The sequence below is a fragment of the Pedobacter sp. W3I1 genome, assembly GCF_030816015.1.
Lineage (GTDB): Bacteria > Bacteroidota > Bacteroidia > Sphingobacteriales > Sphingobacteriaceae > Pedobacter.
Genome location: NZ_JAUSXN010000001.1, coordinates 5002347 through 5028030, shown reverse-complemented (window position 1 = coordinate 5028030; position 25684 = coordinate 5002347). Strand labels below are relative to the sequence as shown.

Below are 25684 nucleotides of genomic sequence, written 5' to 3'. Positions count from 1 at the left end.
TCCTGACAACTTCAACCCTCAAATTCCTTATTTTTGAAGAACCGTTATTATTCTAAAACGGTTAATTCTTTACCGCACAATATGTACTTAATTTTTGATACTGAAACCACTGGTTTGCCACGTAATTATAACGCACCCATTACCGATACGGATAATTGGCCGCGTTGTATTCAGATTGCATGGCAATTGCACGATGAGATGGGGAGATTGGTTGAACATCAGGATTATCTGGTTAAACCAGAGGGATTTAATATTCCGTACGACGCAGAACGCATTCACGGGATCTCTACCGAACTGGCTGCCGAACAAGGTATTGGGTTTGAGGAAATGTTGGCAAAGTTTAATGAAGTATTAAATAAAGCTAAGTTTATTGTAGGGCAAAACGTTGGCTTCGATGTGAACATTATGGGCTGTGAGTTTCACCGATTTGGTGTGGCTAATCGCCTGGCAGAAATGCCAGTTTTGGATACCTGTACCGAAGTTACGGCTCAACTTTTACAATTACCAGGCGGTAGGGGCGGAAGGTTTAAACTGCCAACCTTAACCGAGTTACATGCTTATTTATTTGGTGTTCCTTTTAACGAAGCCCACAATGCAACTGCCGATGTGGAAGCAACTACACGTTGTTTCTTAGAGCTGGTAAAACGAGAAGTTTTTAAAAAAGAAGAACTACAGGTTGACGTAGAATATTTCCCTCGTTTTAGAGAGGTAAACCCAGCTACGATTGAAGGTGTTGGTTTAAAACACATCAATTTAAAAGCAGCTTCTGATGAAATCCGCAAACGTTTACAAAAAGCAGAGGGTGGAGGCATTTCTAAACAAGAACTTGCCGGAAACAAACAGGAACTTGCTGCAGCAACTTTTGTTCATTTACACAACCATACCCAGTTTTCGGTATTGCAAAGTACCATCAGTATCCCCGATCTGGTAAAAGCCGCGGCAGCACAAAAGATGCCGGCAGTAGCCATGACCGATCATGCGAACATGATGGGGGCCTTTCACTTTGTAAATCATGTTTTAAACCATAATAAAGCTGCCGAAGCAAAAAATGCTGCCGCAATAGAAGCAGGTGAGCGTCCAACTGAGGTGGTCATGACGCCGATTGTTGGGGTAGAGTTTTTTGTTTGTGGCAACCACTTAGACCGGACTGTAAAAGATAACGGTTACCAGATGGTACTGTTGGCGAAGAACAAAAAAGGCTATCACAATTTAGCTAAAATGTCTTCTATCGCTTATACCAAGGGTTTTTATTACGTTCCACGTATTGATAGGGCGGTAATTGAACAGTATAAAGATGATATTATTGTTCTATCGGGTAACCTTTCCGGAGAGATTTCGAACAAAATTTTAAACATGGGTGAAACCCAGGCTGAAGAAGCACTGATCTGGTGGAAGAACATGTTTGGCGATGATTTCTATGTGGAGGTAATGCGCCACAACCAGGAAGATGAAGACCGTGTAAATGAATCGTTGATTGCATTGGCTAGAAAACATGCTGTTAAACTGGTAGCCACCAATAATACCTATTACATTAACAAAAAGGATGCGAATGCACATGATATTTTGCTTTGTGTAAAAGATGGCGAAAAACAGGCAACACCAATTGGCCGTGGCCGCGGTTACCGTTATGGTTTGCCCAATCAAGAATATTATTTCAAATCTGGTGATGAAATGAAATCGCTTTTTGCCGATTTGCCAGAGGCGATTTTAAACATTAAAGAAATTGTAGATAAAATCGAAATCTATAAACTCGCCCGCGAAGTACTCTTACCTAAATTCGATATTCCAGGCGAATTTTTAGTGGCCGAGGATGAAGCCGACGGTGGAAAACGTGGGGAAAATAAATTTTTACGGCACCTTACCTACGAGGGTGCCAAGAAACGTTATGGTGTATTAACCCCTGAAATTATTGAGCGATTAGATTTCGAATTGCAAACCATCGAGAAAACAGGTTATCCGGGTTATTTCCTAATTGTACAGGATTTTATTGCCGAAGCCCGTCGCAGGGATGTTTCGGTGGGCCCTGGCCGTGGTTCTGCAGCCGGGTCGGTGGTTGCTTATTGTTTGTGGATCACGAATATCGATCCGATTAAGTACGATCTCCTTTTTGAGCGTTTCTTAAACCCCGATCGAGTATCCATGCCCGATATTGATATCGATTTTGATGATGAGGGCCGTGGCCGTGTAATGGAATACGTAATCAACAAATACGGTTCCAGCCAGGTGGCGCAGATTATCACTTATGGAACCATGGCTGCCAAATCTTCTATCCGCGATACCGCAAGGGTATTGGATTTGCCACTTTTTGAAGCAGATAAAATTGCCAAGCTGATTCCGAACATGAAGCTCGCCAAAATCTTCACGCTGGATGAAAAAACTTTAAAAGAATCTTTGCGCCCTGATGAATATGAACGCGTAGTAGAATTGAAGAACCTTGGTGCATTAAAAGATTTAAGTGCCGAAACCATTCAACAGGCACAGATTTTAGAGGGCTCTTTGCGAAATACCGGTATCCATGCCTGCGGGGTGATTATTACGCCAAGTGATATTACCAATTTCGTTCCTGTTTCTACTGCAAAAGATTCTGATTTATATGTTACCCAATTTGATAACTCGGTTGTAGAGAGCGCGGGTTTATTAAAGATGGACTTTTTGGGCTTAAAAACCCTTACCCTGATAAAGGATACCGTAAAACTGGTTAAAAAACGGTTTGGCATCGATCTCGATCCGGATAATTTCCCCATTGATGATGTATTAACCTATGAGCTTTTCCAGCGTGGTGAAACCATCGGGATTTTTCAGTATGAGAGTCCAGGTATGCAGAAATACATGAAGGAGCTGAAACCAACAGTTTTCGACGATTTAATTGCAATGAACGCATTATATCGCCCGGGACCAATGGAGTACATCCCGAGTTTCGTTCGCCGTAAAAATGGTGAAGAAGAGATTAAATACGATTTAGATGCCTGTGAAGAGTATTTGAAAGAAACCTACGGAATTACCGTTTATCAGGAGCAGGTAATGCTTTTATCGCAGAAACTGGCTGGATTTACCAAAGGTGAGGCCGACGTGCTGCGTAAGGCGATGGGTAAGAAACAGAAAGACGTTCTGGATAAAATGAAACCAAAGTTTGTGAAACAAGCCGCCGAGAAAGGTCACGATGCCACAACTTTAGAAAAAATATGGAAAGATTGGGAAGCATTTGCATCCTACGCTTTTAATAAATCGCACTCTACCTGTTATGCATGGATTGCCTATCAAACCGCATACTTAAAAGCACATTATCCTGCTGAATATATGGCTGCGGTACTGTCGAACAACATGAGTGATATTAAACAGGTGGCTTTCTTCATGGAAGAATGTCGACAGATGAGTGTTACCGTATTAGGTCCCGATGTTAACGAATCCGATCTCAAATTCTCAGTAAATGCCAAAGGCGAAGTCCGTTTTGGGATGTCGGCAGTAAAAGGTGTTGGTGAAAAGGCAGTAGAGAGTATTATTGAAGAAAGATTGGCAAACGGACCCTATAATAATGTGTACGATTTCGCCAAGCGTTCCAACACGCGTATTGTAAATAAAAAAGCTTACGAGAGTTTTGTATACAGCGGTGCTTTCGATGCATTTGGAGGTCATAGGGCGCAGTATTTTTATATCGGCCCGAACGATAAAATGAATGGTATCGAAAAGATTATTAAATATGCCAACGATTTTCAGAACAACGAAAGTACCTCACAGGCTTCCTTGTTCGGGGGCTCTAAAGCTGACCTTATTTTAGAACCAAGTTTGCCAGTTTCACCAGAATGGGCATTAATGGACAGGTTAAAATACGAGAAAGATGCTATCGGGATTTTCCTTTCCGGCCACCCTTTAGACAATTATAAACTCGAACTCGATAAATTCTGTACACATGGTGTTAAACAGCTGAGTATCATTAATAAGGTGCGTATGGGCGATAACAACGAAGAAATATTGGCCGAATTCGAAAAACTAAAAAACCGTGAGCTTTGTGTAGGCGGACTCGTAGTCACAGCATCGCAAAGGATTACCAAAACAGGTAAGCCCTTTGGTACTTTTGTTTTCGAAGATTATGAAGATGCAAGTGAAATGGCCTTGTTCGGGGAAGATTTTTTAAAGTTTAAATCGTTTTTAACAGAAGGATATTTCTTACAGATTAGAGGCAGGGTTGGTGAGCGTTTCGGTAAAGCCGGAGATTGGGAATTTAAAATCACCGCCATTAACTTAATGTCTGAACTAAGGGATAAACTAGCGAAAAGTTTAACTATCCAGGTGCCGATTGAGCGGGTTAACGATCAGCTGATGCGCGAGATTGAAGCCATACTAGCAGACAATAAGGCAAACTCTGAGCAGCAAAACTGCCAACTTAACTTTGCTATTTTTGATAGAGAAAAGGAGATTATGTTGGATATGCCATCGAAAAATCTTAAAATAAATCCAAGCAATAAGTTTTTGGAACAATTGCTTGGATTGAATGTTGTAAATTACAAGCTAAACTAAGGTATGAGGCGGAAGGTTTAAGGTGGAAGGTTAAAGCCGCCTAAGCCTTATACCCTTCACCTTTAAGCCCTCTACCTCAAAATAATGTCAAATTGACATTACAGATGGGTTGGCATTACAATTGAATACATATATTTGAACATAAAAAAAATAATTATGGCATTAGAAATCACAGATGCAAACTTCGAGGAGCTTGTATTAAAATCAGATAAACCCGTATTAGTAGATTTTTGGGCAGAATGGTGTGGCCCTTGTCGCATGGTTGGTCCGGTAGTAGAAGAAATCGCAAAAGAATACGATGGTAAAGCGGTAGTTGGAAAAGTGAACGTTGATAACAACCCTCAAATTTCAATGCAATTTGGTATCCGTAACATCCCGGCTTTATTATACTTTAAAGATGGTCAGGTTGTTGACAAACAAGTTGGTGCTGTTCCAAAATCAGTATTAGCAGAAAAATTAAACAAGCAATTGGCTTAGTTTAAGCTTAAAGCAGAAGACCAAAGCCTAAAGGCTTGTAACATATTTAAAACCCCAGGTTCATTTGATGGATTTGGGTTTTTTATTGCAAACATAATTTTGTTTCTTTAATAAAAAACTAACAATCATGTCTATTAACTTATTTAACAATAAAACTTTAGGTATTTTATTGACAGGTTTAACGCTAAACTGTGCAAATATTGCATGTGTATCGGCGCAGAACCCTGTTGAAACTAACGAACCCTCAGCTGATTATAAACCGGCATTTGCAGGGCAAACCCGAATCGCAGGTGTAAAAACCAAAACCCCGCTGGATATTACGATTATTAACGAAAAGTTAGAAAATCCATGGGCCATTTCAGTTCTTCCAAATGGTGGTTTTTTAATTACACAAAAACAGGGTACAATGGTGATCCTTACGCCTGATGGGAAATTAAGCAAAAAGATAACCGGTTTACCAAAGGTAGATCCTTCAGGCCAGGGCGGTTTATTGGATGTAACCTTAGATCCGAACTTTGCTAAAAACAGGATGATTTATTGGGCTTATTCAGAGCCCCAGGATAAAGGTGTTTTATTGGCCATTGCCAAAGGTAAATTGGCAGCTAATGAAACTACCATAGAGAACCAAACCATAATTTACAGGGCTACACCAGCTTATGGAGGTAAACTGCAATACGGATCGAGAATTGTTTTCGATAAAAATGGCAATTTATTTGTAAGTACAGGCGAACGTTCCGGCAGCGATATCAGAATCCAGGCGCAGTATTTAAATTCTTCTCTGGGTAAAATCTTACACCTTACCACCGATGGCAAAGCAGTGGCGAATGGACCATTTGCTGGCAAGGCAGATGCAAAACCAGAAATTTATGCCTACGGATTGCGGAATCCGGATGGTTTGGCCATTAATCCGTTAACCGGAGATTTATGGGAAGCCGAATTTGGCCCTAAAGGAGGCGATGAGGTGAATATTATTAAACCGGGCAAAAACTATGGTTGGCCAATTATCACCTACGGAACTGAATATAGCGGTAAAAAAGTGGGCGATGGCATTCAACAGAAAGAAGGGATGGAGCAACCTGTTTACTACTGGAATCCAAGTATTTCACCAGGTTGTATTGCGTTTTACAATAGTAACAGCATTGCAGAATGGAAAGGAAATTTATTTGTAGGCGGTTTAGGCGGTTCGCATATTATCAGATTGATGATAAAAGATGATAAAATTGTTGGCGAAGAGCGATTGCTGGAAGGTAAAGGCGAACGTTTCCGCGATATGGTAGAAGGAAAGGACGGAGCGCTTTATTCGGTAACCGATAATGGACATTTGTTTAGAATAGCTAAGAAATAAATTAGGTAATTATAAAATATTGATCCCGAATTCATTAGAGTTCGGGATTTTTTTGTTTTAAACCATTTTATTCGTTTTTGGAAATGAGGGTTCTGTTTTCCATAGCATTTTCAGTCCCGCTTTCCGTTTGTAGTGCCGGCGTGAAGCCGGCAGCTACCACTGCAATCGGGTTTGTTTACTATGGATAGGAGCACAGCAGGTGCCACTTAAACCCGACCGAAGCAAGATGCCGATTTTAAGCACTTATTTTTGTTGTTTTATTGTGTGCTTGCTTGTTTCACAGGTTTCATCGGCAGAAGCGGGGGCGGGGCTGTACTAGCCTAAACGGAACTACAGTTGCTTTCCAAATCACTTAAAAATGTTATGTACTTCTAAACCATGCTTATCGATAAAATATATTTTTTCCACCCAAACCTGATAGATTTTTACAAGTTTTTTAATAAATCTTTTATTAGCTTTACCCTATGCAGGCTGTAAACTATGAAAACGAAACAAGCTATGGTAATTTAGAATTGCTTGCACAGCAAGTGGTAGAAGGTTTTATTACCGGACTGCATAAAAGTCCATTTCATGGCTTTTCAGTCGAATTTGCCGAACACCGTCAGTATAATAATGGCGATAATGTTAAAAATATCGACTGGAAATTATATGCCAAAACTGATAAACTTTACAGTAAACGTTTCGAAGAAGAAACCAATTTGCGTTGTCAGTTTGTGATTGATGTTTCCTCATCAATGTATTTTCCTGAACCTAAAAATAACAAACTGATTTTCGCTATACAGGCTACTGCATCATTAATGTATTTGTTGAAGAAACAGCGCGATGCCTTTGGTTTAAGCTTATTTACAGATGAAATACTGTTGAATTCGCCGGCAAAGTCGACTACTGTACACCAAAAATATTTATTTACACAATTAGAAGAACTGCTGCACAAGCCTAAGGTAAATGCGCAAACTAATTTGAGCGAAGCTTTGCATCAGGTAGCCGAATTAATTCATAAACGCTCTTTGGTTATTATTTTCAGCGATTTATTTAATACGCAGACCAGTATGGATAAAACGGACGAGTTTTTTGATGCCCTGCAGCATTTAAAATTCAACAAACATGAAGTGGTGGTTTTTAACGTAGTGGATAAATCAAAAGAAGTTGAGTTCAATTTTGAGAACCGCCCATACCAGTTTATCGATATGGAAACCGGCGAAACAATTAAAGTACATACCAATCAGGTAAAAGAAAATTATACAGCGGCAATTTCTGCTTATCGTCAGCAAATTGCGCTAAAGTGTGCCCAATATAAAATCGACTTAATTGATGCGGATATGAACGAGGGATTTTATCCAATCCTTCAGTCTTATTTAATCAAACGGCAAAAATTAGGTTAACATTTTATTGCAAACAACAGCGGTTCTGTGCTGTTTTATATAAATGATTTAAATTTTAAACTCCCCAATATGTTAGAAAAAGGCGCTACAGCACCAGATTTCCAATTGAATGCTACTCCCGATCAGAAAATAAAACTTAAAGATTTTAAAGGTAAAAATGTAATCCTGGCTTTTTATCCTGCCGATTGGAGCCCGGTATGCAGCGACCAAATGGCACTTTATAACGAAATGCTAAAATATTTTAATAAGTACGACGCACAGATTTTCGGTGTTTCTGTTGATAGTGTTTGGTGCCACCTCGCTTTCGAAGAAAATAGAAAGCTGCATTTTCCACTTTTGGCCGATTTTGAACCAAAAGGCGCAGTATCAAAAGCTTACGGCGTGTACGATGAAGAACTTGGTGAAAGTAAAAGGGCACTTTTTGTGATTGATAAAGAGGGAAAAATCGCCTGGAGTTACTTGTCGCCGATAGCCGTTAACCCTGGTGCTGATGGAATTTTAGATGCATTAGAACAATTAGATAAGAAATAAGTTATGAGCACTTTAAAACCTGAAATAAATAGTCAAGATCATATTCAAGGCGACGATTCGGCTAGTGTAACTATTGTCGAATTTGGCGATTATCAATGCCCATATTGTGGCAATGCTTACCCGATTATGAAGGAAATTGAAGAAACATTTGGCCATCAGATCAAATTTATCTTCCGTCATTTTCCTTTGGCAAATGCGCATGAGTTTGCTTTTCCGGCTGCCATTGCTGCAGAAGCTGCAGGTTTACAAGGTAAGTTTTGGGAAATGCACGATGCACTCTACGAAAACCAGTACCGCTTAAATGGTGAGCTGTTCGACGAATTGGCTGAAACGATTGGTTTGGACTTTGAGCAGTTTCAGCAAGACAGCACTTCAGAAGAGATCAAACGAAAAATAGAAGATGATTTTGATAGTGGTGTGCGGAGTGGGGTAAACGGAACGCCTTCATTTTATGTAAACGGAACTAAATTTGATGGGGGAGCAACAGACCTTTATCAGATGCTTAAAGAAAGTGCCGAATAGGAGGGAAGGCACAGGATATAAGCCAGCTCTTCTGTGCCATATTGCATAATTTATGCGGAAGGTCTCTTTAGTCGAGCGTGAAGTTAACGTTTATATTATATTTTATATGCAGGTCTTTGACGATGTGGAATTCACAATCGCCAGGAACTAAACGCTGGGAAATGGTGACTGACTGATTAGGTTTAAGCTCGATCTTCCGCTTAATCTCATAGGTCTTGGTGCAGCCTTTGGTTGCATCGCCCTCGAGAAGCAAAGAGAAAATTTTGATAAGCTGTTTGCTCTTGTTTTTTATTGTGATTTTCGCAAACGTGACTAAGTTGCGATCGTGTGTGTATTTTAAAGATATCGCACAGATGGAATTTTGCCTGTTGGTCTGATCAGCTAATGCTGGTTTAGTTATTTTGTATACTTTAGAACTGTCAGTACTTGCAGGTCTAACCTGGTTTTTTTGAGCTTTACTTTCAGCCAGGGGCATTTTCAAACAAACATGAGAGAGGATCATTAGTATTCCTATTGCCTTTGAGAACATAATTTAGCTTATCATACAGGATGGCAGCGCTTTTGATTGGTTAGTGCCCATCTTTTCGTGCCATTCCGTAATAAAATTTAATATTCCTAAGTTAATCAGTTTTTTTAAAATTAATTTACTGCAGGCTTAATAGTCCACAAAGCAAAACAAAAAAACCTCATGTATTTTGCAATACATGAGGTATCAGATAAGGGTAACCGGAAAACTAAAAAACTAATTATGAGTTTTTAGAATTTAACAAAATTGAAATCGCTTCGTGTTTTGTTACTTCAAAGGTGCACTTCAATTATGAAGTTTTAGTGAAGAAACTTCATTCTCACATTATTGCATTACTTATGTTACAACGCTAAAGTTAAAGTCTTTAATAAGTCAGATTGGCCTCTTTTCTATCTGCTAATTAAAACAATATCACTGCTTCATCTATTTATAAGGTATTAATAAAACAATCCCCGATTAAAAAATACTTTCATGAGTAAAAATGTGGCAGAACAACTGGTTGAAATGCTGGTTGAAGTTGGCGTAAAGAGAGTTTACGCCGTTACTGGAGATAGTTTGAATTATTTTAACGATGCGGTAAGGCGAAACGGCAAAATAAAATGGATTCACGTTCGTAATGAAGAGGTTGGTGCTTTTGCTGCAGCAGCTGAGTCTGAACTTGATGGAATAGCTTGTTGTGCAGGAAGTTGTGGACCTGGGCATGTTCACTTGATCAACGGTCTTTACGATGCGCATCGCTCTCATGTTCCCGTAATTGCCATTGCCTCAACCATTCCAACAGGCGAATTCGGAATGGAATTTTTTCAGGAAACCAATACCATTAAATTATTCGACGATTGTAGTTACTATAATCAGGTAGCCACCACCGCCGAACAGGTACCCAGAATGTTTCAGACCGCCATTCAGCATGCCATTCATAAAAAAGGTGTTTCCGTTTTTGGTTTGCCTGGTGATGTAGCTCAAATGGACGCTGTAGAAAGTGTAACTTCCATGCAGTTGTTTAATAATAAGTCTGTTATCCGTCCTTCCGATTTGGAACTAAATGATTTATCTGCCTTGCTTAATAGTGAGAAGAAAATTATGCTCTATTGTGGGATAGGCGCTGCCGAAGCACACGATGAAGTGGTACAACTTGCAGCCAAATTGAAAGCCCCTGTCGGATTTTCGTTCCGGGGCAAAATGGGTATCCAATATGATAATCCTTACGAAGTGGGGATGACTGGGCTTCTAGGGCAGCCATCGGGATACCATGCCATGCATGAGGCTGATGTGGTGCTTTTGTTGGGAACCGATTTTCCTTATGTAAACTTCATGCCCCAAAAAAATAAGATTGTTCAGATTGACGAAAAACCTGAACGCTTAGGTCGTAGAGCAAAACTAACCATGGGCTTATGCGGTAATATTAGCGATTCGATTAAAGCACTATTACCCCTTTTGAGAGAGAAGAAAGATGATAAATTTTTAAAATCTCAACTGGAATTCTATCAAAAAATAAAAGAAAGCCAGCAGGTGTATGTTAAAGATCAGGGCGAAGAAAATAAAATCCAGCCAGAATTTGTTGCCGAGACCATTAATAAATTGGCTACGAATGACGCTATCTTTACCGTAGATACTGGGATGTGTTGTGTTTGGGGAGCTCGTTTTATTGATGGAACTGGTAAACGAAAAATGCTGGGCTCTTTTAACCATGGCTCAATGGCCAATGCTATGCCCATGGCCATAGGGGCGGCTCTGGCGCGTCCGCAACAGCAGGTGATTGCCCTTTGTGGCGATGGTGGTTTATCAATGCTCCTGGGCGATCTGGCTACTATAAAACAGTATAATCTCCCTATAAAGCTAATTGTTTTTAACAACAGGGCTTTAGGAATGGTTAAGCTGGAAATGGAAGTAGATGGTTTGCCTGATAACGAAACGGATATGATCAATCCGGATTTTGCGTTGGTGGCGCAGGCGATGGGTTTTAAAGGAATCACGGTTGCTAAGCCTGGAGAAGTAGAAACCGCAATAAGCCATGCGCTTAGTGAAGATGGTCCGGTTTTGTTAAATATTATGACCAATCCTAATGCTTTAGCAATGCCACCAAAAATAGAATGGGCACAGATTAAAGGAATGACCGAATCGATGGCCAAATTAATGCTAGGCGGAAAAATGACTGAGGTTTTAGATACGATAAAATCGAACTATAAACATTTGGGTGAAGTGCTATAGGCATAAGAAGTAGTTATATTAATTCGTGCACAAAATCTGATAAAAAGCTCGTCATCTCGACTGAAGCGCAGTGAAATGGAGAGATCAATCTAGTTAGATTTCTCGGCTTCGTTGTACTTCGCTGGAAATGACGAACGCTCATATTTGACTCCTCAATAAATTATTTCTTCGAATAAAGGCTTTGTAGGTGCATCAGTGCCGTTATCAGTTTATCTTCATCGCCTGCTAAACAATAATATTTTATTCCATTTTTATCATTATCAGGTTCTTCTTCCCGCTTATCAAAAACAGGATATATCGATTTAATTGTTGTGCTGTTTTGTTCCGGGCTAACCTTAAATCCTTTCCAGTGCTGTATTTGCGATTTATTGGAGCTTTCTATCCTGGCATTATCTGAACTGGAGAAGGTTTTTCCGATGGTGAAAATTCCGAAATTCATTTCTTCATCAATGGAGAATGAATTTGCGGTAATTTTAAATTTAGTTTCCTTTCCATTATGTAAGGTAATATCTGTTCCACCAATTGCTTTTGCCAGCAGTTGATTGATGGTTTTTACAATTTCAGCTTTTGGTTGCGCGAAACTGCCAAATGATCCAGCCAGTAATAATAATACCAGCATTAGTTGTGTTTTCATAATTCTTTAAGGTTAAATATTTGTGTGTAACTAAATTTAGTTATTTTATTGGTTTAATTATATACCTAAAAATGAGTAAATAAAAAAGGCAACCAGATTTACTGATTGCCTTTAACTTATATCGCTAATAGTATTACAAATTACCTCTCAATTCCTGTTCGCGCTCTAAAGATTCAAATAAGGCTTTAAAGTTACCTGCGCCAAAGCTTTGTGCACCTTTACGTTGAATAATTTCGAAGAAAAGAGTAGGTCGATCTTCTACTGGTTTAGTGAAAATCTGTAATAAATATCCTTCTTCATCGCAGTCGACCAAAATGCCCAGGCTTTCCAGTAGCGAGATTTCCTCATCAATTTTGCCCACACGTTGTGGCATCATATCATAATAAGCCTCTGGTGGGGCACTTAGAAACTCTACACCACGTGCTTTTAATTCTTTAACTGTTTTAACAATATCTTTAGTGGCAACAGCAATGTGCTGAACGCCTTCACCTTCATAATATTCCAGGTATTCTTCAATTTGCGATTTCTTTTTGCCTTCAGCAGGTTCATTAATCGGAAATTTCGAAAAGCCATTCCCATTACTCATCACCTTACTCATCAAAGCCGAATATTCGGTGTTAATCTGCTTATCATCAAAAGATAAAATGTTCACAAAACCCATTACATCCTCATACCATTGCACAGCTTCGTTCATGCGGTTCCAGCCTACATTACCAACACAATGATCGATATATAAAAGGCCGGCATCGGCAGGTTGATAATCGCTTTCCCATACCCGGTAACCTGGCATAAAAGTTCCAGTATAATTTTTACGCTCAATAAACATGTGTACGGTTTCGCCATAAGTATAAATGCCACTCATCCTAACTTCGCCATTTTCATCTGTTAAAGTTTTAGGCTCCATATAAGTTTTCGCACCACGTTTTGTGGTTTCTTCGAAGGCACTGTAAGCATCGTCTACCCAAAGCGCTAATACTTTTACGCCATCGCCATGTTTTTTTACGTGCTCTGCTATTGGATGATCTGATTTTAATGCTGTGGTTAAGATCAATCTGATTTTACCCTGTTGCAATACATATGATGAACGGTCACGTACACCAGTTTCTGGTCCGGCATAAGCCAGGCTTTGAAACCCAAATGCGGTTTTGTAGTAGTGAGCCGCTTGTTTAGCATTGCCTACATAAAATTCGATATAGTCTGTTCCGTTAATAGGCAGAAAATCTGGTGCTTTTGATATTTTTTCTGCAAATGTTTGTGTTTCCATTGTTGTTATTATTGAGTCCGAGGTCGGAAGTCCGAAGTCGGGTGTGATATGTTGTTGTTAAATATTGTAAAGTTTAAATGTTGTAAAGTTTGAATGTTGGATGATTGTTTAACACGTATTTCACCTGCTCTTTATCTTCGGACCTCGGTCTCCGGACTTCCAACTCAAGACTCCAAACTACCCCTCCTGCCAGCTTTTGTGATAATTCTCGTCCTCAATAGCCAGGGCATCCTGTGTAAGCATTAAAGGTTTAAAAGGATCGATCATTACCGCCAGCTCGTCTGTTTTTTCTTTTCCGATTGATTTTTCTACCGTACCGGGATGTGGCCCATGCGGAATGCCTCCAGGGTGTAAGGTAATCTGCCCCTTAACCACGCTCTTACGGCTCATAAAATCACCGTCTACATAATAAAGCACTTCATCGCTATCTACGTTGCTATGGTTATATGGTGCCGGAATAGAATCGGGGTGGTAATCGTATTTGCGGGGAACAAAAGAGCAAACCACAAAATTGTGCCCTTCGAAAGTTTGATGAACCGGAGGTGGTTGGTGCAACCGGCCTGTTATCGGCTCAAAATCGTGGATAGAGAAGGCATATGGATAATGATAACCGTCCCAGCCTACATAATCAAAAGGATGTGTACCATAGGTATATGGATAAATTAATCCCTGTTTTTTAATCAGCACTTTAAAATCGCCGTACTCATCGTTTGTTTGAAGATTTTCAGGCAGTCTTAAATCGCGTTCACAATAAGGTGCATGTTCCATTAACTGTCCAAACTGGTTTAAATATCTTTTTGGTGGCCTTAACGGACTAAAACTTTCTACAATGAACAGCCTATTTTGTTCAGTATCAAACTCCATCTGATAAATGGTTCCTCTTGGGATGATCAGATAATCGCCATATGCAAACTTAATTTCTCCAAAGCCTGTTTTAAGCTTTCCTGAACCTTCATGTACGAAGATCATTTCGTCGGCCTGGCTGTTTTTGTAAAAATAATCGGTCATCGATTTTCTTGGCGCTGCCAAAACGATGTGCAGGTCGCTATTCACCAGCACTGCTTTTCTGCTTTTTAGAAAATCATCTTCGGGTTTAATATTAAAACCGATCAAACTCGTGTGTTTCAGGTGTTTTTCGCGAGCAATTATTGGCTCGACACTATATGGTTCACCTAAATGTTTTACAATGGTTGGTGGATGACAATGATAAACCAATGAATATAAACTCGAAAAACCTTCGGTTGAAACTAATTCTTCGGCATAAAGATTTCCATCAGGTTTACGAAAAACCGTATGACGTTTAGCTGGAACCTGCCCCAATTTATGATAAATAGGCATAATTAAATGATGTTATGGTTAGAAAAGAAAAAATCCTAATGAATTAACAATTAAAACGGTAATGCGTTTCAATTAAAAGAAGGGGTGAATGAAAATTACAGCGAATATTGAGCCATGATCAGCTTGGATAGCATCTTATAACGACGGGCTGCAATAGCGTCGTTTACCAGATTAATATGTAATGCTTTTAAGATCATGGTTTTAATGGTACCAAGGTAAGTATTTTATTTAAAAGTTGAAATTTTAATTATCTTTAATTACTTACTATACAATCATCCCAATGAAATTTATTTTTACATGTTTAACTTTTTTAGCCTTGAGCTATAGCACTTTCGCGCAACAAAGGGCCAGGTACACCATTAGGGTTATAGACCGAAGTGGAAACGCAACAAGAGGTTCTTTTTACGCTGCAACAGATGATGGCTTAACCATTATCAGAAACCGGAAGGATACCATAAAATTAAGCGCCGATAGCATCAGTGCATTATACATACACCGCAAAGGGATTGCTGTACCGCTGGCCATTGCCGGAGGGCTAACATTTTTTGTATTGGCCGCCAAAAGCGATAAGTTGGTAGAATCAGTAGTGCTTATTGCTGCAGGGGTACCTGTTGGGGTATCGGGTGGATTATTTATTGGTGGATTACTCTCCAATAAAAAGCACTATAAGGCACTCCAGGCAAAAGATTTTCCTTTAATTAAATCAAACCTTCAGAAATATACTGTGTTAAAATAATAACGCTTAAGTTTTATTTTGAATAGCCTAATTGCTTAGCTTTACCGCGTATTTAACCAAATTGTATATGAAACTAGTATCTTATAAAACCGAAGACAGGGAGCATCTTGGTATATTTATCAATGGGCATATCTATAATTTAAATAGCTGTGATAAGCTTATTCCTGATAACATGAGCGGATTTTTGCAAGGTGGAGAAGTGTTAATGGAAAGAGCAAAACGGATTGATGATCAAATAAAAGATGGTAGTTTAGCCGCTAAAGAAGAAATTTTTTACGAGATTTTGGCACCTGTTCCACATCCTACCAGTTGTCGCGATGGATACGCTTTCAGGCAGCATGTTGCTGCGGCGCGCAGAAACAGAAAGGTTGATATGATTCCTCAATTTGATGAGTATCCGATCTTTTATTTCACCAATCACAATGCTATTCAGGGTACCGGCGAAATTGAATGTATGCCAGATCATTTTGATAAACTGGATTTCGAATTGGAGCTTGCCATTGTTATTGGTAAAAAAGGTAGAAATATTAAAGCTGCCGAGGCAGATGAATACATTGCCGGTTATATGGTGATGAACGATATGAGTGCTCGTACCTTACAGATGGAAGAAATGCTACTGAATTTAGGCCCTGCAAAAGGAAAAGATTTTTCTACCGTAATTGGTCCGTGGTTGGTAACTCCTGATGAATTACTGCAATATAAAGTTGCGCCTAAAGAAGGGCATGTGGGTAATGCTTACGATCTTAAAATGACCTGTAGAGTAAATGGTATCGAAGTTTCTAAAGGGAATGCTGCTGATATGGACTGGACTTTTGCCGAAATTATCGAACGTTGTGCTTACGGTGTAGATATCCTTCCTGGTGATGTAATTGGCTCAGGAACAGTGGGAACGGGTTGTTTCTTAGAATTAAACGGTACCGGTTTACTTAACGATCCAAATTATAAGGTGCAATGGTTACAACCAGGCGATGTGGTAGAAATGGAAATTACAGGACTAGGGGCGCTAACCAACACGATTACTAAAGCAGATACCGATTTTTCGATCTTGGCGCTGAAGAAATTGTAAAGTAAACTGTTGTAAAGTTCTAAGTTGGAAAGTTGAAATGTTCTGGGCGTATATCGATTATGCGTTAATTACAATAGTTGGAAAGTTGAAATGTTCTGGGTGTAAACCAATAATATTTTAATATTTTCACCTATACAATTTTGATAATGGCAAAAGTAGAGAAGTTTGAAGATTTAGAGATTTGGCAACTAGCTAAACAAGTTGGTGTTGAAGCCTACAGGATCTCTGATTTAGAACCAATGAAATCTGATTTTGGGTTAAAGGATCAATTTAGAAGAGCCGCAATGTCAATGTCTGATAATGTTGCAGAAGGATTTGAATATAACAACAATCCAGATTTCATTCGCTTTTTAGTTTACGCAAAAGGCTCGTCAGGGGAGTTTAGGAATAAAATTATAATATTAGAAGAAGCTAAAAAACTCTCTACAGCAGATTATAAACTTCTTTACGAGAAATGCATAGAATTTTCATCCAAAACAAAAAGATTTATTGATTACTTAAGAGATTTCGAAAAGAAAAAGAAAGCTTTAAAAAAGGGAACATAATTTTTTTACTTTGCACCTAGAACTCCAGCCTGAACAAATCGCTCTATTTTATACCCAAACTTTCCAACTTTTAAGTTTTATATTAGACAGTTTTCTATGTACACCCAAAACTTTACAACATTTCAACTTTCCAATATTTAACCTATCAAAACCTTGCTAACTTTAAAAACTTCCGATTTAACGCCTGTTGAACTGCAAAATTATTTGCAATATGCTATCGCTCCGCGACCGATCTGCTTTGCCTCCACTATTGATACGGAAGGGAATATTAATTTAAGTCCCTTCAGTTTCTTTAATATGTTTAGTACAAATCCACCGATCTGTATTTTTTCTCCGTCGAGGAGGGTGCGTGATAATACTACCAAACATAGCCTGGAAAATGTACTGCAGGTTAAAGAATGTGTCATCAATATTGTAAATTATGATATGGTGCAGCAAATGAGTTTGGCCAGTACCGAATATGCTAAAGGTGTAAACGAGTTCGAGAAAGCGGGATTTACCATGTTAAAATCTGACTTGGTTACACCGCCAAGAGTTGCCGAAGCTCCAGTGCAGTTTGAATGTGTTGTAAATGAGGTGATTTCATTAGGTGATCGTCATGGTGCAGGGAACCTGGTTCTGGCCGAAATAAAAGTGATTCATATTAATGAAGCTATTTTAGATGAGAGTGGTAGGATCGATCAGCATAAGATTGACCTTGTAGCCCGTTTAGGAGGCGATTGGTATTGTAGAGTTACGGGCGACAATTTGTTTAAAGTAGCAAAACCCCTGACTAAATTGGGCATAGGCATAGATCGTTTACCGCATTCTGTCCGGTTTTCTAAAGTGTTGTCTGGAAATGATCTGGGAATGTTAGGAAACGTTGAATATTTACCAAGTGACGAAGAAATCGATTTGATCAGTACCCATGCCGAGGTGAAAGAAGTGCTCGATGCTACTATAGGTGATACAACCAACCGTGAAAGAGAGCTGCACGAACTGGCAAAAAAGTTTCTGAGTAATGGAGATGTAGCGCTTGCTTTAAAGGTTGTTTTGCTTTAAATTTATTAAGCCAATTTTTAAGCTATGCATACAATTGTTCAGGTAGATCAGTACATCATTAATTCGGCAGAATTTGCAATCCCTATTTTAGATCATTTAAGGAATCTGGTACATAAGGCCGATGCGCGCATTGAAGAGAAGATTAAATGGGGAATGCCGTTTTTTGATTTCAAAGGCACGGTTTGCCATATGGCGTCCTTCAAACACCATTGTGCATTCGGCTTTTGGAAAGGTTCGTTAATGCAAGATGAATATGGCATTTTCAAAGAACGTTCTGAAGCAATGGGTTTATTGGGTAAAATAACATCTTTGGAAGATTTGCCTTCAGATGAGATCCTGATTGCTTATATACAACAGGCCATTCAATTAAATGAGGATAATGTAAAATTGCCGGCAAAACCAAAGTCTATAGAAAAGAAAGAACTAATTATCCCAGCATATTTAATAGAAGCCTTGCAGGAAGATCCCGAAGCATTAGCGGTTTTTCAGAATTTTAGCACGTCCAATAAAAAAGATTATGTAATGTGGCTTGAAGAAGCTAAAACGGAAACTACCAGGCAGAAAAGATTGGTAACCACATTGGTATGGCTTGCCGAAGGCAAAACAAGAATGTGGAAGTATAAAAAGTAAATTATATAATACTTACAATTTTCATGAAGCGGGCCTTATAGTGGCCATTAAAATCGGTGATGGTTACCCCATGTGCTTTGCCCGATGAAGCGTGGATAAATTTGATTCCGTTTTCATCAATAGAATAAACAATTCCAACATGGCCGATTCTTCTTATTCTTGAATTACTCCCCGTAAAAATAAGTACGTCTCCAACCTTTGCGTTTTCTAAACTGGTTTCTTTGCCTGTTGCACTAAACTCTCGTGAAGAACGGGGAACTTTAAAACCAAAATTACTGAAGACATAACTTACAAAACCTGAACAGTCGAAACCAACTTTCGGATTGCTAGTGGCGTAACGATAGGGGATACCTAGCATACTTTTGGCAAAATCGATAAGTGAGGTTGAATTTGTGGTATTGTTTTCGTTAACGGTTACCGCTTTCGGAAGGTTGGCAACCAGTTTTTTTACCAGTTCCTGGTATTGCGCGGGTAAGATTGTTTGGGCTTTTCCTGCCGTGGCAGACAAAATGAAAAACAGAATCGGGACTATTATTTTCTTCATATGTAGGAACCAAAGATATAAAAAATATCCAAAGTCGGTTAAAATGTTGAAAATGAGTCAAAACAAAAAAGTCTGGTCAGTTGGCCCAGACTCTGATTAAAATATTTGGTTTTGATTATATACTTGGGAACATGGTTTGTGCTTTATCACCAATGAGTGGCAAAGGTTTCTGCTCGCTATTGTTTGCGCTTACGGCACCCAAAATGATAAAAATAATGTAAAGAATGTAAACCAGATAGCTCAAGTATCCAAAAAGTGCAGTAGGCACAATCATGATAATGATAGTTATAGCCACATTAAGTACAATCATACCTAAATGAAGTAATAAAGACTGCCTTAAATGATAGCTTGATAAAGCTGTTTTGTTGTCTTTGTACATCGCAAAGTACGATACTAACCATCCAATAAGAAAAATGTAACTAACAATTGCTGCATTTTTACCACTGTCGGCTGTCTTGAAAGGGGAATTCGTTTCCATAGATTTTTTTTAGTTTTTCGATTTAGGGCGTAAATTACTAAAAAATGTGAACATTAGGGCGTAGTAACAGCAACAGGTAAAATCTTGCCATTAAAAAATTTATGTCCGGTTTTAGCAAAATCGGCAACATATTTACCCATTTCGAAGGCCATAACCGGGCTTTGGTACCCGGGGAAAGCAGCCTCGAGCATTTCGGTCTGTGCCGATCCCAATGCAAGACAATTGATTTTAATTCCTGTTTCAGCCAATTCAAATGCCAAACACTCGGTTAAGGTATGCAATGCTGCTTTACTTGCTGAGTAAGCGGAAAGGCCCGGGAATTTAACGCTGCCTTGAAAACCGCCCATACTTCCAATGTTTACAATATGGCTTCCAGCTTGCATTAAAGGTAAAACATGCTGGATCATCCTGAAATGTGAAATCACATTGCTCTGTAACATTTCTCCCAGGTCAACTTCTGTGGTTTCTAAAAAAGGTTTATTAATTAAAGCTCCTGCATTGTTAATCAAGATATCAACAGATCCTAACCGTTCCTTTAAAAATGGAATTAATGCAGCGTAATCATCATTTACAATGTCGAATTCTACTGGTAAAAGCGTACAGTTGGGATTAATGCCTTTAGCAATTTCTAAAAGTTTACGCAGTTTATCTGCCGACCGGGCAATGGCTATAACTTTGTTCTCTTTCTGTAAGCTAAACTCTAAAGCAGTTTCGAAACCGATTCCGCTACTTGCACCTGTAATTATAATGTTCATTAAAAAATGTTAAAAATTGTTGTAAAGTTTGAAGTATAAAATAGTCCTCGTTTGTAACGAGGATTGATGAGAAAAGCGATTTCATCGCTTAATTCTTCATCATATTGCAAATCAATCGTCTTATGAAATTAAAGGATTAAATAGTTCAACATTACCGTTTACCTTTTCAAAATCTGAAATATTATTGGTTAAAAGTTTACCATTCATTACTTGTGCAGTAGCATAAACAATAGCATCTGGCAGTTTTATCCTGTTGTTTTTTCTTATCTCAATTGTAGCATGTACTACCTCATCGCTTAATGAGACAATATTTAAAGAATCAATTAATTTGATGATATACTTTTCTTCTACGCTATTTTTAAATGAATAGCCCAATAATTCCATTTTTGAGATAATAGAGATAGAATAAAAAATATTCGAAAAGAATATTTTTTCTGGGGATAAAATTTTCTTGGATAAATAAATAACAATATTCGTATCAAATATTACGTTCCCACTCATCTCTTAAATCACTTTGCCATTTAGACGGATCTTTAATATCTTTAAACATTAGATTGCCTTCGGTATTATCAATTGCCTTTTTTAATTTCTGGTACGATCCTTTTGGCTCTTCCACCATATTTGGCTGATGGTTTTTAATATCAACATCTTCTACAAAAGATAATGCCTTAAGCATCTTTTCCAGAAGCGCAGCATTTTGTTCGTTATCTACTTGTACTGTGATGGTTGTCATAACGTAAAGTTAATGAAATTAAAGAGATAAATCAATCTGTAATCAGTTGGCTTACCGGGTTTTTAATTACATGTAAACCATCGCTGATCAATTTCGTGTGATCTAATTCTCTGCCAGCTTTGATTTCCAGATAGACCTGGATTTCCTTTTCCAGCTGATGATAAATCTTTTTATGGTAAATAATTTCCAGAATTTCCAATGCACAAAGCCAATCCTGCCTGTGGTTCGTTTTAAGCTGTGCAAAGATCTCAGCAAGTTTATCCAACCCTTCACCACTTTCCCTAATCGCTCTAACTGTTTGGTATAAGCTGTGCAGTTTTAACGTTTTATCATCATAAGTAATCTGATGTGTTTTCTCCTTACTAATTAGTGTAATCTCCTCATAAGCGTCTTTATCGGCAGCCCCATTAAAAACTGAAACGATCGTTTCACCTATAGCCATATCGTAAATGCCCCATTCAGGTTTAAACAGGATGTTCCCATTGCTTTCTGTAACCGTACAATCTTTAAAGGCAATTAAAAGGAGTTTATCGTTTTCTGTAATAATATTCTTAACTGTACCAGCTACTTTAATGCCGCTTTCAAATATAAATTCAGCCTTTTCACCTGAGATTATCCCTAAAGTTTGTAAATCAATAGTGTTATAATCTTCTAATGCCTTTACAGCATCTTTTAACCGACCAACCGGAGATGAAAAACCGTCGGCATGGTAATGTTTACCATGGCCTGCCAATTGTTTTCCATTAAATGCCAACGCCGAAGGACCAGTTGTTTTAATAAAGGTTACCTCATCTTTTGTACCAACGCCTACATCGGTAAATACACCACTTACCTGTAAGCCTGAGCTATAAACGGCTGTAGCCACATTTTTACAGGCAATTGCTTTCATAATACTTTCTGTTCCGCCTTTTCTAAAGGCCATGGTATTGGCAAAAGTTTCCAAAACATCAATCAGGTTTTGGAAAGTTTCGGTCACAAAAAGCTGTGGTTGTGGTTTGGTAATATCGTAAGCGTAGTTAATCGTATCGATGTTGTACCAAAGTTTCTGCACATCATTTTGCATGCAGGTTGCACTTTCACCAATCGAAGAAAGCAAACCAGCGCCATAAATTTTTGGGTTTTCTAAAGTACCAATCAAACCATACTCAACTGTCCACCAGTGTAAGCGGCCAAGTAAAGCCATTTCAGAGGGCTCGCCCATATTCTCATTAATGTAGCGCAATTCCTTTTCAGCCTTTGCAATCTGAAATTCATCAGCATCCACAGCTTCTTTTAAAATCGATAGTTTCCTGATGGCTTCGTAAAGCTCAAAATCTTTGGCAGAAAACATGGCTTTTGTGCCAATCGAGCCAAAATAACTTAAATAATTATTGTAATCCGTATCGGCAATAATAGGGGCGTGGCCAGCACTTTCATGTATTATATCTGGTGCTGGTGTATATTCGATGTGGTTAATCTGGCGGATATCGGCAGCAATTACCAGTACACGATAAGCCTGATACTCCATAAATGCAGCTGGCGGAATAAAACCATCAACGGTAACAGCGCCCCAGCCAATCTTGCCCAGGTTATCGTTCATTGTCTGCAGGTCAGGAATGTGTTCGATACTCAAACCCGCTCGCTGTAAGCCTTTTATGTAAGGGTAATAAGCAACATTTTTAAGATAGCTATAATTCTGACGCATCACATAACGCCACACCGCCTGATCGATTGGTGTGTATTTTTCGTAATTCTGGTCAACAATAAATTGCTTTAAATGATTGGGCAATTTTGCTACCTGCGCATTATTAAAATCATTAAAATGGCTCATGGTTAATCTGAAAATAAGTTGGTCGGCAGCTAAGTTAGGGTGTTGTTTTTATCTTATCAAGAAAGCAGCTGCATAAATTAACAGGTTAAAGTAATAAAGGTTTGGTTGAATAAAAAATGTACTTAATTTATTGGAAAAGGTGCAGTGGCATTTTATAGGAAAGGTTCTGTCGGGCTGTTTGCTATATCTTTTGCTGCCCTTCGACTCCGCTCAGGCTGACAGCAAAAGGATACCGCTTCCATTCCGTTTATTTACAAAGGCTCGTGCTGATGAACGTGGTTTTCCTGCATTTTGCTAAATTTCAAAAACTACCTAAATCAGTAAAACTGACTCTTATATTTTGAAAGGTGCTGTAGCATTTTATAGGGAAGGTTCGGCCGGGCTGTTTGCTATATCTTTTGCTGGCCTTCGACTCCGCTCAGGCTGACAGCAAAAGGATACCGCTTCCATTCCGTTTAAGAACAAAAGCTGGTGCTGATGAACTTGATTTTCCTGCATTTTGCTAAAAAAACGAAAATAGTAGCAAAATATTGGCCACCTAAACCCGACTGGAACGGAAAGCCCGGAACGAGGTACGAGTGAGAACTTGAAGTGAGGGCGGGACTAAAGAAACCAAAGTGCTTATGCAATTGCTTTCCCAAAAGAATTCAATAATAAAGGTTTGGTTTACCAAAAAATGTCTTTAATTTATTGGAAAAGGTGCTGTAGTATTTCATCGGTGAGGTTCGGCCGGGCTGTTCGCTATATCTTTTACTGCCCTTCGACTCCGCTCAGGCTGACAGCAAAAAGGATACCGCTTCCATTCCGTTTATTTACAAAGGCTCGTGCTGATGAACGTGGTTTTCCTGCATTTTGCTAAATTTCAAAAACTACCTAAATCAGTAAAACTGACTCTTATTATTTTGAAAGGTGCTGTAGCATTTTATAGGGAAGGTTCGGCCGGGCTGTTTGCTATATCTTTTGCTGGCCTTCGACTCCGCTCAGGCTGACAGCAAAAGGATACCGCTTCCATCCCGTTTATTTACAAAGGCTGGTGCTGATGAACGTGGTTTTCCTGCATGTTGCTAAAAAAAAAACGAAAATAGGAGCAATGTTGTGGCCACCTAAACCCGACTGGAACGGAAAGCCCGGAACGAGGTACGAGTGAGGACTTGATTGAAGGCGGGACTAAAGAAACCAAAGTGCTTGGGCAACTGCTTTCCAAAAATAGATATGATTAAAAGTAATTTATAACAGATCCAGTAGAAAGTCGTCCTTTAGATTTGTTTTGATATTTTATTTAAGGATAATAACTATTTACTTTGCTTAAATTATAAATCAGATTACCTAAAACGGTAGCGGCACATTAAAAGTTCGTCAAGGTTTTTATACCTATGAGATGATGCAATCCGCTACCGTTTTTTCCCTTAGTGACCAGATAACAATTAGGGCAATACCCATTATTAAGGACTAGGATCGATGGGGTAAAAATTAGGTAACCACTACAAACATAAAAAATAACAGGATGATTGGCACTACAAAATTTTTTATCGGGATTGATGTTTCCAAACCTTACTTCGATGTTGCATTGATGGCCGTTGTGAACCATGTAAAACAGGAGATAGCAACCGCACGGTTTGACAACACAGCACCAGGGATAAAGCTATTTGAGAAGTGGTTGAAATCGCAGAAAACCACGTTCAATGAGGACTCCTTGATTGTCATAGAAAATACCGGGATCTATCACCGTTTAATATGGACTTTCTGCAGCAACAGAAATCTGCCCATCCATATTGGCAATGCAGCCCATATCAAATGGAGCTTTGGGATAGCAAGGGGTAAAAATGATAAAATAGACAGCATACGTTTATGCAACTATGCATTTAAGGAAGCGGATGATCTAAAGGCGACAGCTGCCCTGGATCCCGAGCTGATGCTCCTGAAAGATCTGATATCAGCTCGGACAAAGCTGCTCAAACAAAGGTCTGGCATTAGCGTTTCGGTAAAAGAACTTGGTAATGTCAATGGTAAAGAACATCAGAAACTGATTGAAAAAGCACTTAAAAATGCAATTGAGGGTATAGCCAAATCAATCAAGAACCTCGAAGATCAGATCAAAAAAATCATTACAGGAAACCAGGATTTCAAGCAGAACTACAAATTATTGCTCAGTATCCCTGGGATAGGGCATGTTACAGCAGTATACCTGATTGGCTGCACGGGAAATTTTGCAGGGCGGCCCAGCGGAAAAGAACTGGCCTGTTATGCAGGGGTTGCTCCATTTGAACACAGCAGTGGTATAAGTATCAAAGGTAAATCCAAGGTACACCGGATGGCCAATAAAGAACTTAAAAGATTGCTGCATATGTGTGCATTATCTCTAATTCAACACAATCAGGAATTCAAGACATATTACAATAGAAAAAAGGATGAAGGGAAGCACAGCATGAGCATAATTAATGCCGTTAGAAACAAGATAGCATTAAGAGTTGCTGCAGTTATAAAAAATCAAGCTAGCTATAAAAATAATTATAATATAGCTGCTTAAAATTTGTTTTTATCATAACAATCATCTCGACCGAAGCACCGCGGAGTGGAGAGATCATTAAACTATGTTATTGAAAT

Annotated in this window: 22 protein-coding genes; 13 read left to right on the top strand and 9 right to left on the bottom strand. The window is 38.8% G+C overall.

Annotated elements, in window-relative coordinates; all coding sequences use genetic code 11:
- Positions 1-81: 81 nt before the first annotated feature.
- The 7 genes from dnaE to QF042_RS20490 all read left to right on the top strand — a co-directional run bounded on the left by dnaE (position 82) and on the right by QF042_RS20490 (position 11506).
- Entirely contained in the window at positions 82-4515 is a 4434-nt protein-coding gene (gene dnaE / locus QF042_RS20520; protein ID WP_307531882.1) for a DNA polymerase III subunit alpha, read from the top strand.
- A gap of 156 nt (positions 4516-4671) precedes the next feature.
- Entirely contained in the window at positions 4672-4992 is a 321-nt protein-coding gene (trxA, locus tag QF042_RS20515) for a thioredoxin (RefSeq protein WP_029275428.1), read from the top strand.
- Between the two features lie 127 nt (positions 4993-5119).
- Positions 5120-6337, top strand: coding sequence for a PQQ-dependent sugar dehydrogenase (locus QF042_RS20510; RefSeq protein WP_307531879.1), 1218 nt, complete (start codon positions 5120-5122; stop codon positions 6335-6337).
- Positions 6338-6801: 464 nt separating this feature from the next.
- Positions 6802-7719 carry a DUF58 domain-containing protein gene (locus QF042_RS20505; protein ID WP_307531876.1) on the top strand — a complete coding sequence of 306 codons (918 nt, stop codon included), beginning with the start codon at positions 6802-6804 and terminating at the stop codon, positions 7717-7719.
- 69 nt (positions 7720-7788) lie between these two features.
- A complete protein-coding gene (locus QF042_RS20500) occupies positions 7789-8250 on the top strand; it encodes a redoxin domain-containing protein (RefSeq protein ID WP_307531875.1) in 462 nt (153 codons plus the stop codon).
- Positions 8251-8253: 3 nt separating this feature from the next.
- On the top strand, positions 8254-8772 hold the full coding sequence (locus QF042_RS20495; RefSeq protein WP_307531873.1) for a thioredoxin domain-containing protein: 519 nt from the start codon (positions 8254-8256) through the stop codon (positions 8770-8772).
- A gap of 997 nt (positions 8773-9769) precedes the next feature.
- The gene (locus QF042_RS20490; RefSeq protein WP_307531871.1) at positions 9770-11506 is read left to right on the top strand and encodes a thiamine pyrophosphate-dependent enzyme; all 1737 of its coding nucleotides are present in this window, start codon (positions 9770-9772) and stop codon (positions 11504-11506) included.
- 160 nt (positions 11507-11666) lie between these two features.
- On the opposite strand, the gene QF042_RS20485 is transcribed toward QF042_RS20490, so the two are convergent.
- The 3 genes from QF042_RS20485 to QF042_RS20475 all read right to left on the bottom strand — a co-directional run bounded on the left by QF042_RS20485 (position 11667) and on the right by QF042_RS20475 (position 14742).
- Positions 11667-12140: a hypothetical protein gene (locus tag QF042_RS20485; RefSeq protein WP_307531868.1), complete on the bottom strand. Its 474-nt coding sequence runs from the start codon at positions 12138-12140 to the stop codon at positions 11667-11669.
- A gap of 133 nt (positions 12141-12273) precedes the next feature.
- A complete protein-coding gene (gene hppD, locus QF042_RS20480) occupies positions 12274-13404 on the bottom strand; it encodes a 4-hydroxyphenylpyruvate dioxygenase (RefSeq protein ID WP_307531866.1) in 1131 nt (376 codons plus the stop codon).
- A 177-nt stretch (positions 13405-13581) separates the two neighbouring features.
- Positions 13582-14742, bottom strand: coding sequence for a homogentisate 1,2-dioxygenase (locus tag QF042_RS20475; protein ID WP_307531864.1), 1161 nt, complete (start codon positions 14740-14742; stop codon positions 13582-13584).
- A 280-nt stretch (positions 14743-15022) separates the two neighbouring features.
- Between QF042_RS20475 and QF042_RS20470 the strand changes: the two genes are divergently transcribed.
- From QF042_RS20470 to QF042_RS20450, 5 genes are all read left to right on the top strand, one after another.
- Entirely contained in the window at positions 15023-15478 is a 456-nt protein-coding gene (locus QF042_RS20470) for a hypothetical protein (RefSeq protein ID WP_307531862.1), read from the top strand.
- Positions 15479-15545: 67 nt separating this feature from the next.
- The gene (locus QF042_RS20465; RefSeq protein ID WP_307531860.1) at positions 15546-16544 is read left to right on the top strand and encodes a fumarylacetoacetate hydrolase family protein; all 999 of its coding nucleotides are present in this window, start codon (positions 15546-15548) and stop codon (positions 16542-16544) included.
- A gap of 146 nt (positions 16545-16690) precedes the next feature.
- Positions 16691-17089 (top strand): four helix bundle protein, encoded by a 399-nt coding sequence (locus tag QF042_RS20460; RefSeq protein WP_307531858.1) that lies wholly within the window; start codon positions 16691-16693, stop codon positions 17087-17089.
- Between the two features lie 153 nt (positions 17090-17242).
- Entirely contained in the window at positions 17243-18130 is an 888-nt protein-coding gene (locus QF042_RS20455; protein ID WP_307531857.1) for a flavin reductase family protein, read from the top strand.
- A gap of 24 nt (positions 18131-18154) precedes the next feature.
- A complete protein-coding gene (locus QF042_RS20450) occupies positions 18155-18760 on the top strand; it encodes a YdeI family protein (RefSeq protein WP_307531855.1) in 606 nt (201 codons plus the stop codon).
- Between the two features lies 1 nt (position 18761).
- On the opposite strand, the gene QF042_RS20445 is transcribed toward QF042_RS20450, so the two are convergent.
- The 6 genes from QF042_RS20445 to QF042_RS20420 form a co-directional block, all read right to left on the bottom strand.
- Positions 18762-19304 (bottom strand): C40 family peptidase, encoded by a 543-nt coding sequence (locus QF042_RS20445; protein WP_307531853.1) that lies wholly within the window; start codon positions 19302-19304, stop codon positions 18762-18764.
- A 115-nt stretch (positions 19305-19419) separates the two neighbouring features.
- The gene (locus QF042_RS20440) at positions 19420-19782 is read right to left on the bottom strand and encodes a DUF4870 domain-containing protein (protein ID WP_307531852.1); all 363 of its coding nucleotides are present in this window, start codon (positions 19780-19782) and stop codon (positions 19420-19422) included.
- A 53-nt stretch (positions 19783-19835) separates the two neighbouring features.
- Positions 19836-20537: an SDR family oxidoreductase gene (locus tag QF042_RS20435; protein WP_307531850.1), complete on the bottom strand. Its 702-nt coding sequence runs from the start codon at positions 20535-20537 to the stop codon at positions 19836-19838.
- A gap of 120 nt (positions 20538-20657) precedes the next feature.
- Positions 20658-21038 (bottom strand): type II toxin-antitoxin system VapC family toxin, encoded by a 381-nt coding sequence (locus QF042_RS20430; RefSeq protein ID WP_307531847.1) that lies wholly within the window; start codon positions 21036-21038, stop codon positions 20658-20660.
- Complete coding sequence (locus tag QF042_RS20425) at positions 21016-21270, bottom strand: hypothetical protein (protein WP_307531845.1); 255 nt, start codon at positions 21268-21270, stop codon at positions 21016-21018. Before QF042_RS20425 ends, QF042_RS20430 begins: the two co-directional genes overlap by 23 nt.
- A 31-nt stretch (positions 21271-21301) precedes the next feature.
- Positions 21302-23080 carry an aromatic amino acid hydroxylase gene (locus QF042_RS20420; protein WP_307531843.1) on the bottom strand — a complete coding sequence of 593 codons (1779 nt, stop codon included), beginning with the start codon at positions 23078-23080 and terminating at the stop codon, positions 21302-21304.
- A gap of 1504 nt (positions 23081-24584) precedes the next feature.
- On the opposite strand from QF042_RS20420, the gene QF042_RS20415 reads away from it, so the two are divergent.
- The gene (locus tag QF042_RS20415) at positions 24585-25607 is read left to right on the top strand and encodes an IS110 family transposase (protein ID WP_307525625.1); all 1023 of its coding nucleotides are present in this window, start codon (positions 24585-24587) and stop codon (positions 25605-25607) included.
- The last annotated feature ends 77 nt before the right edge of the window (positions 25608-25684 follow it).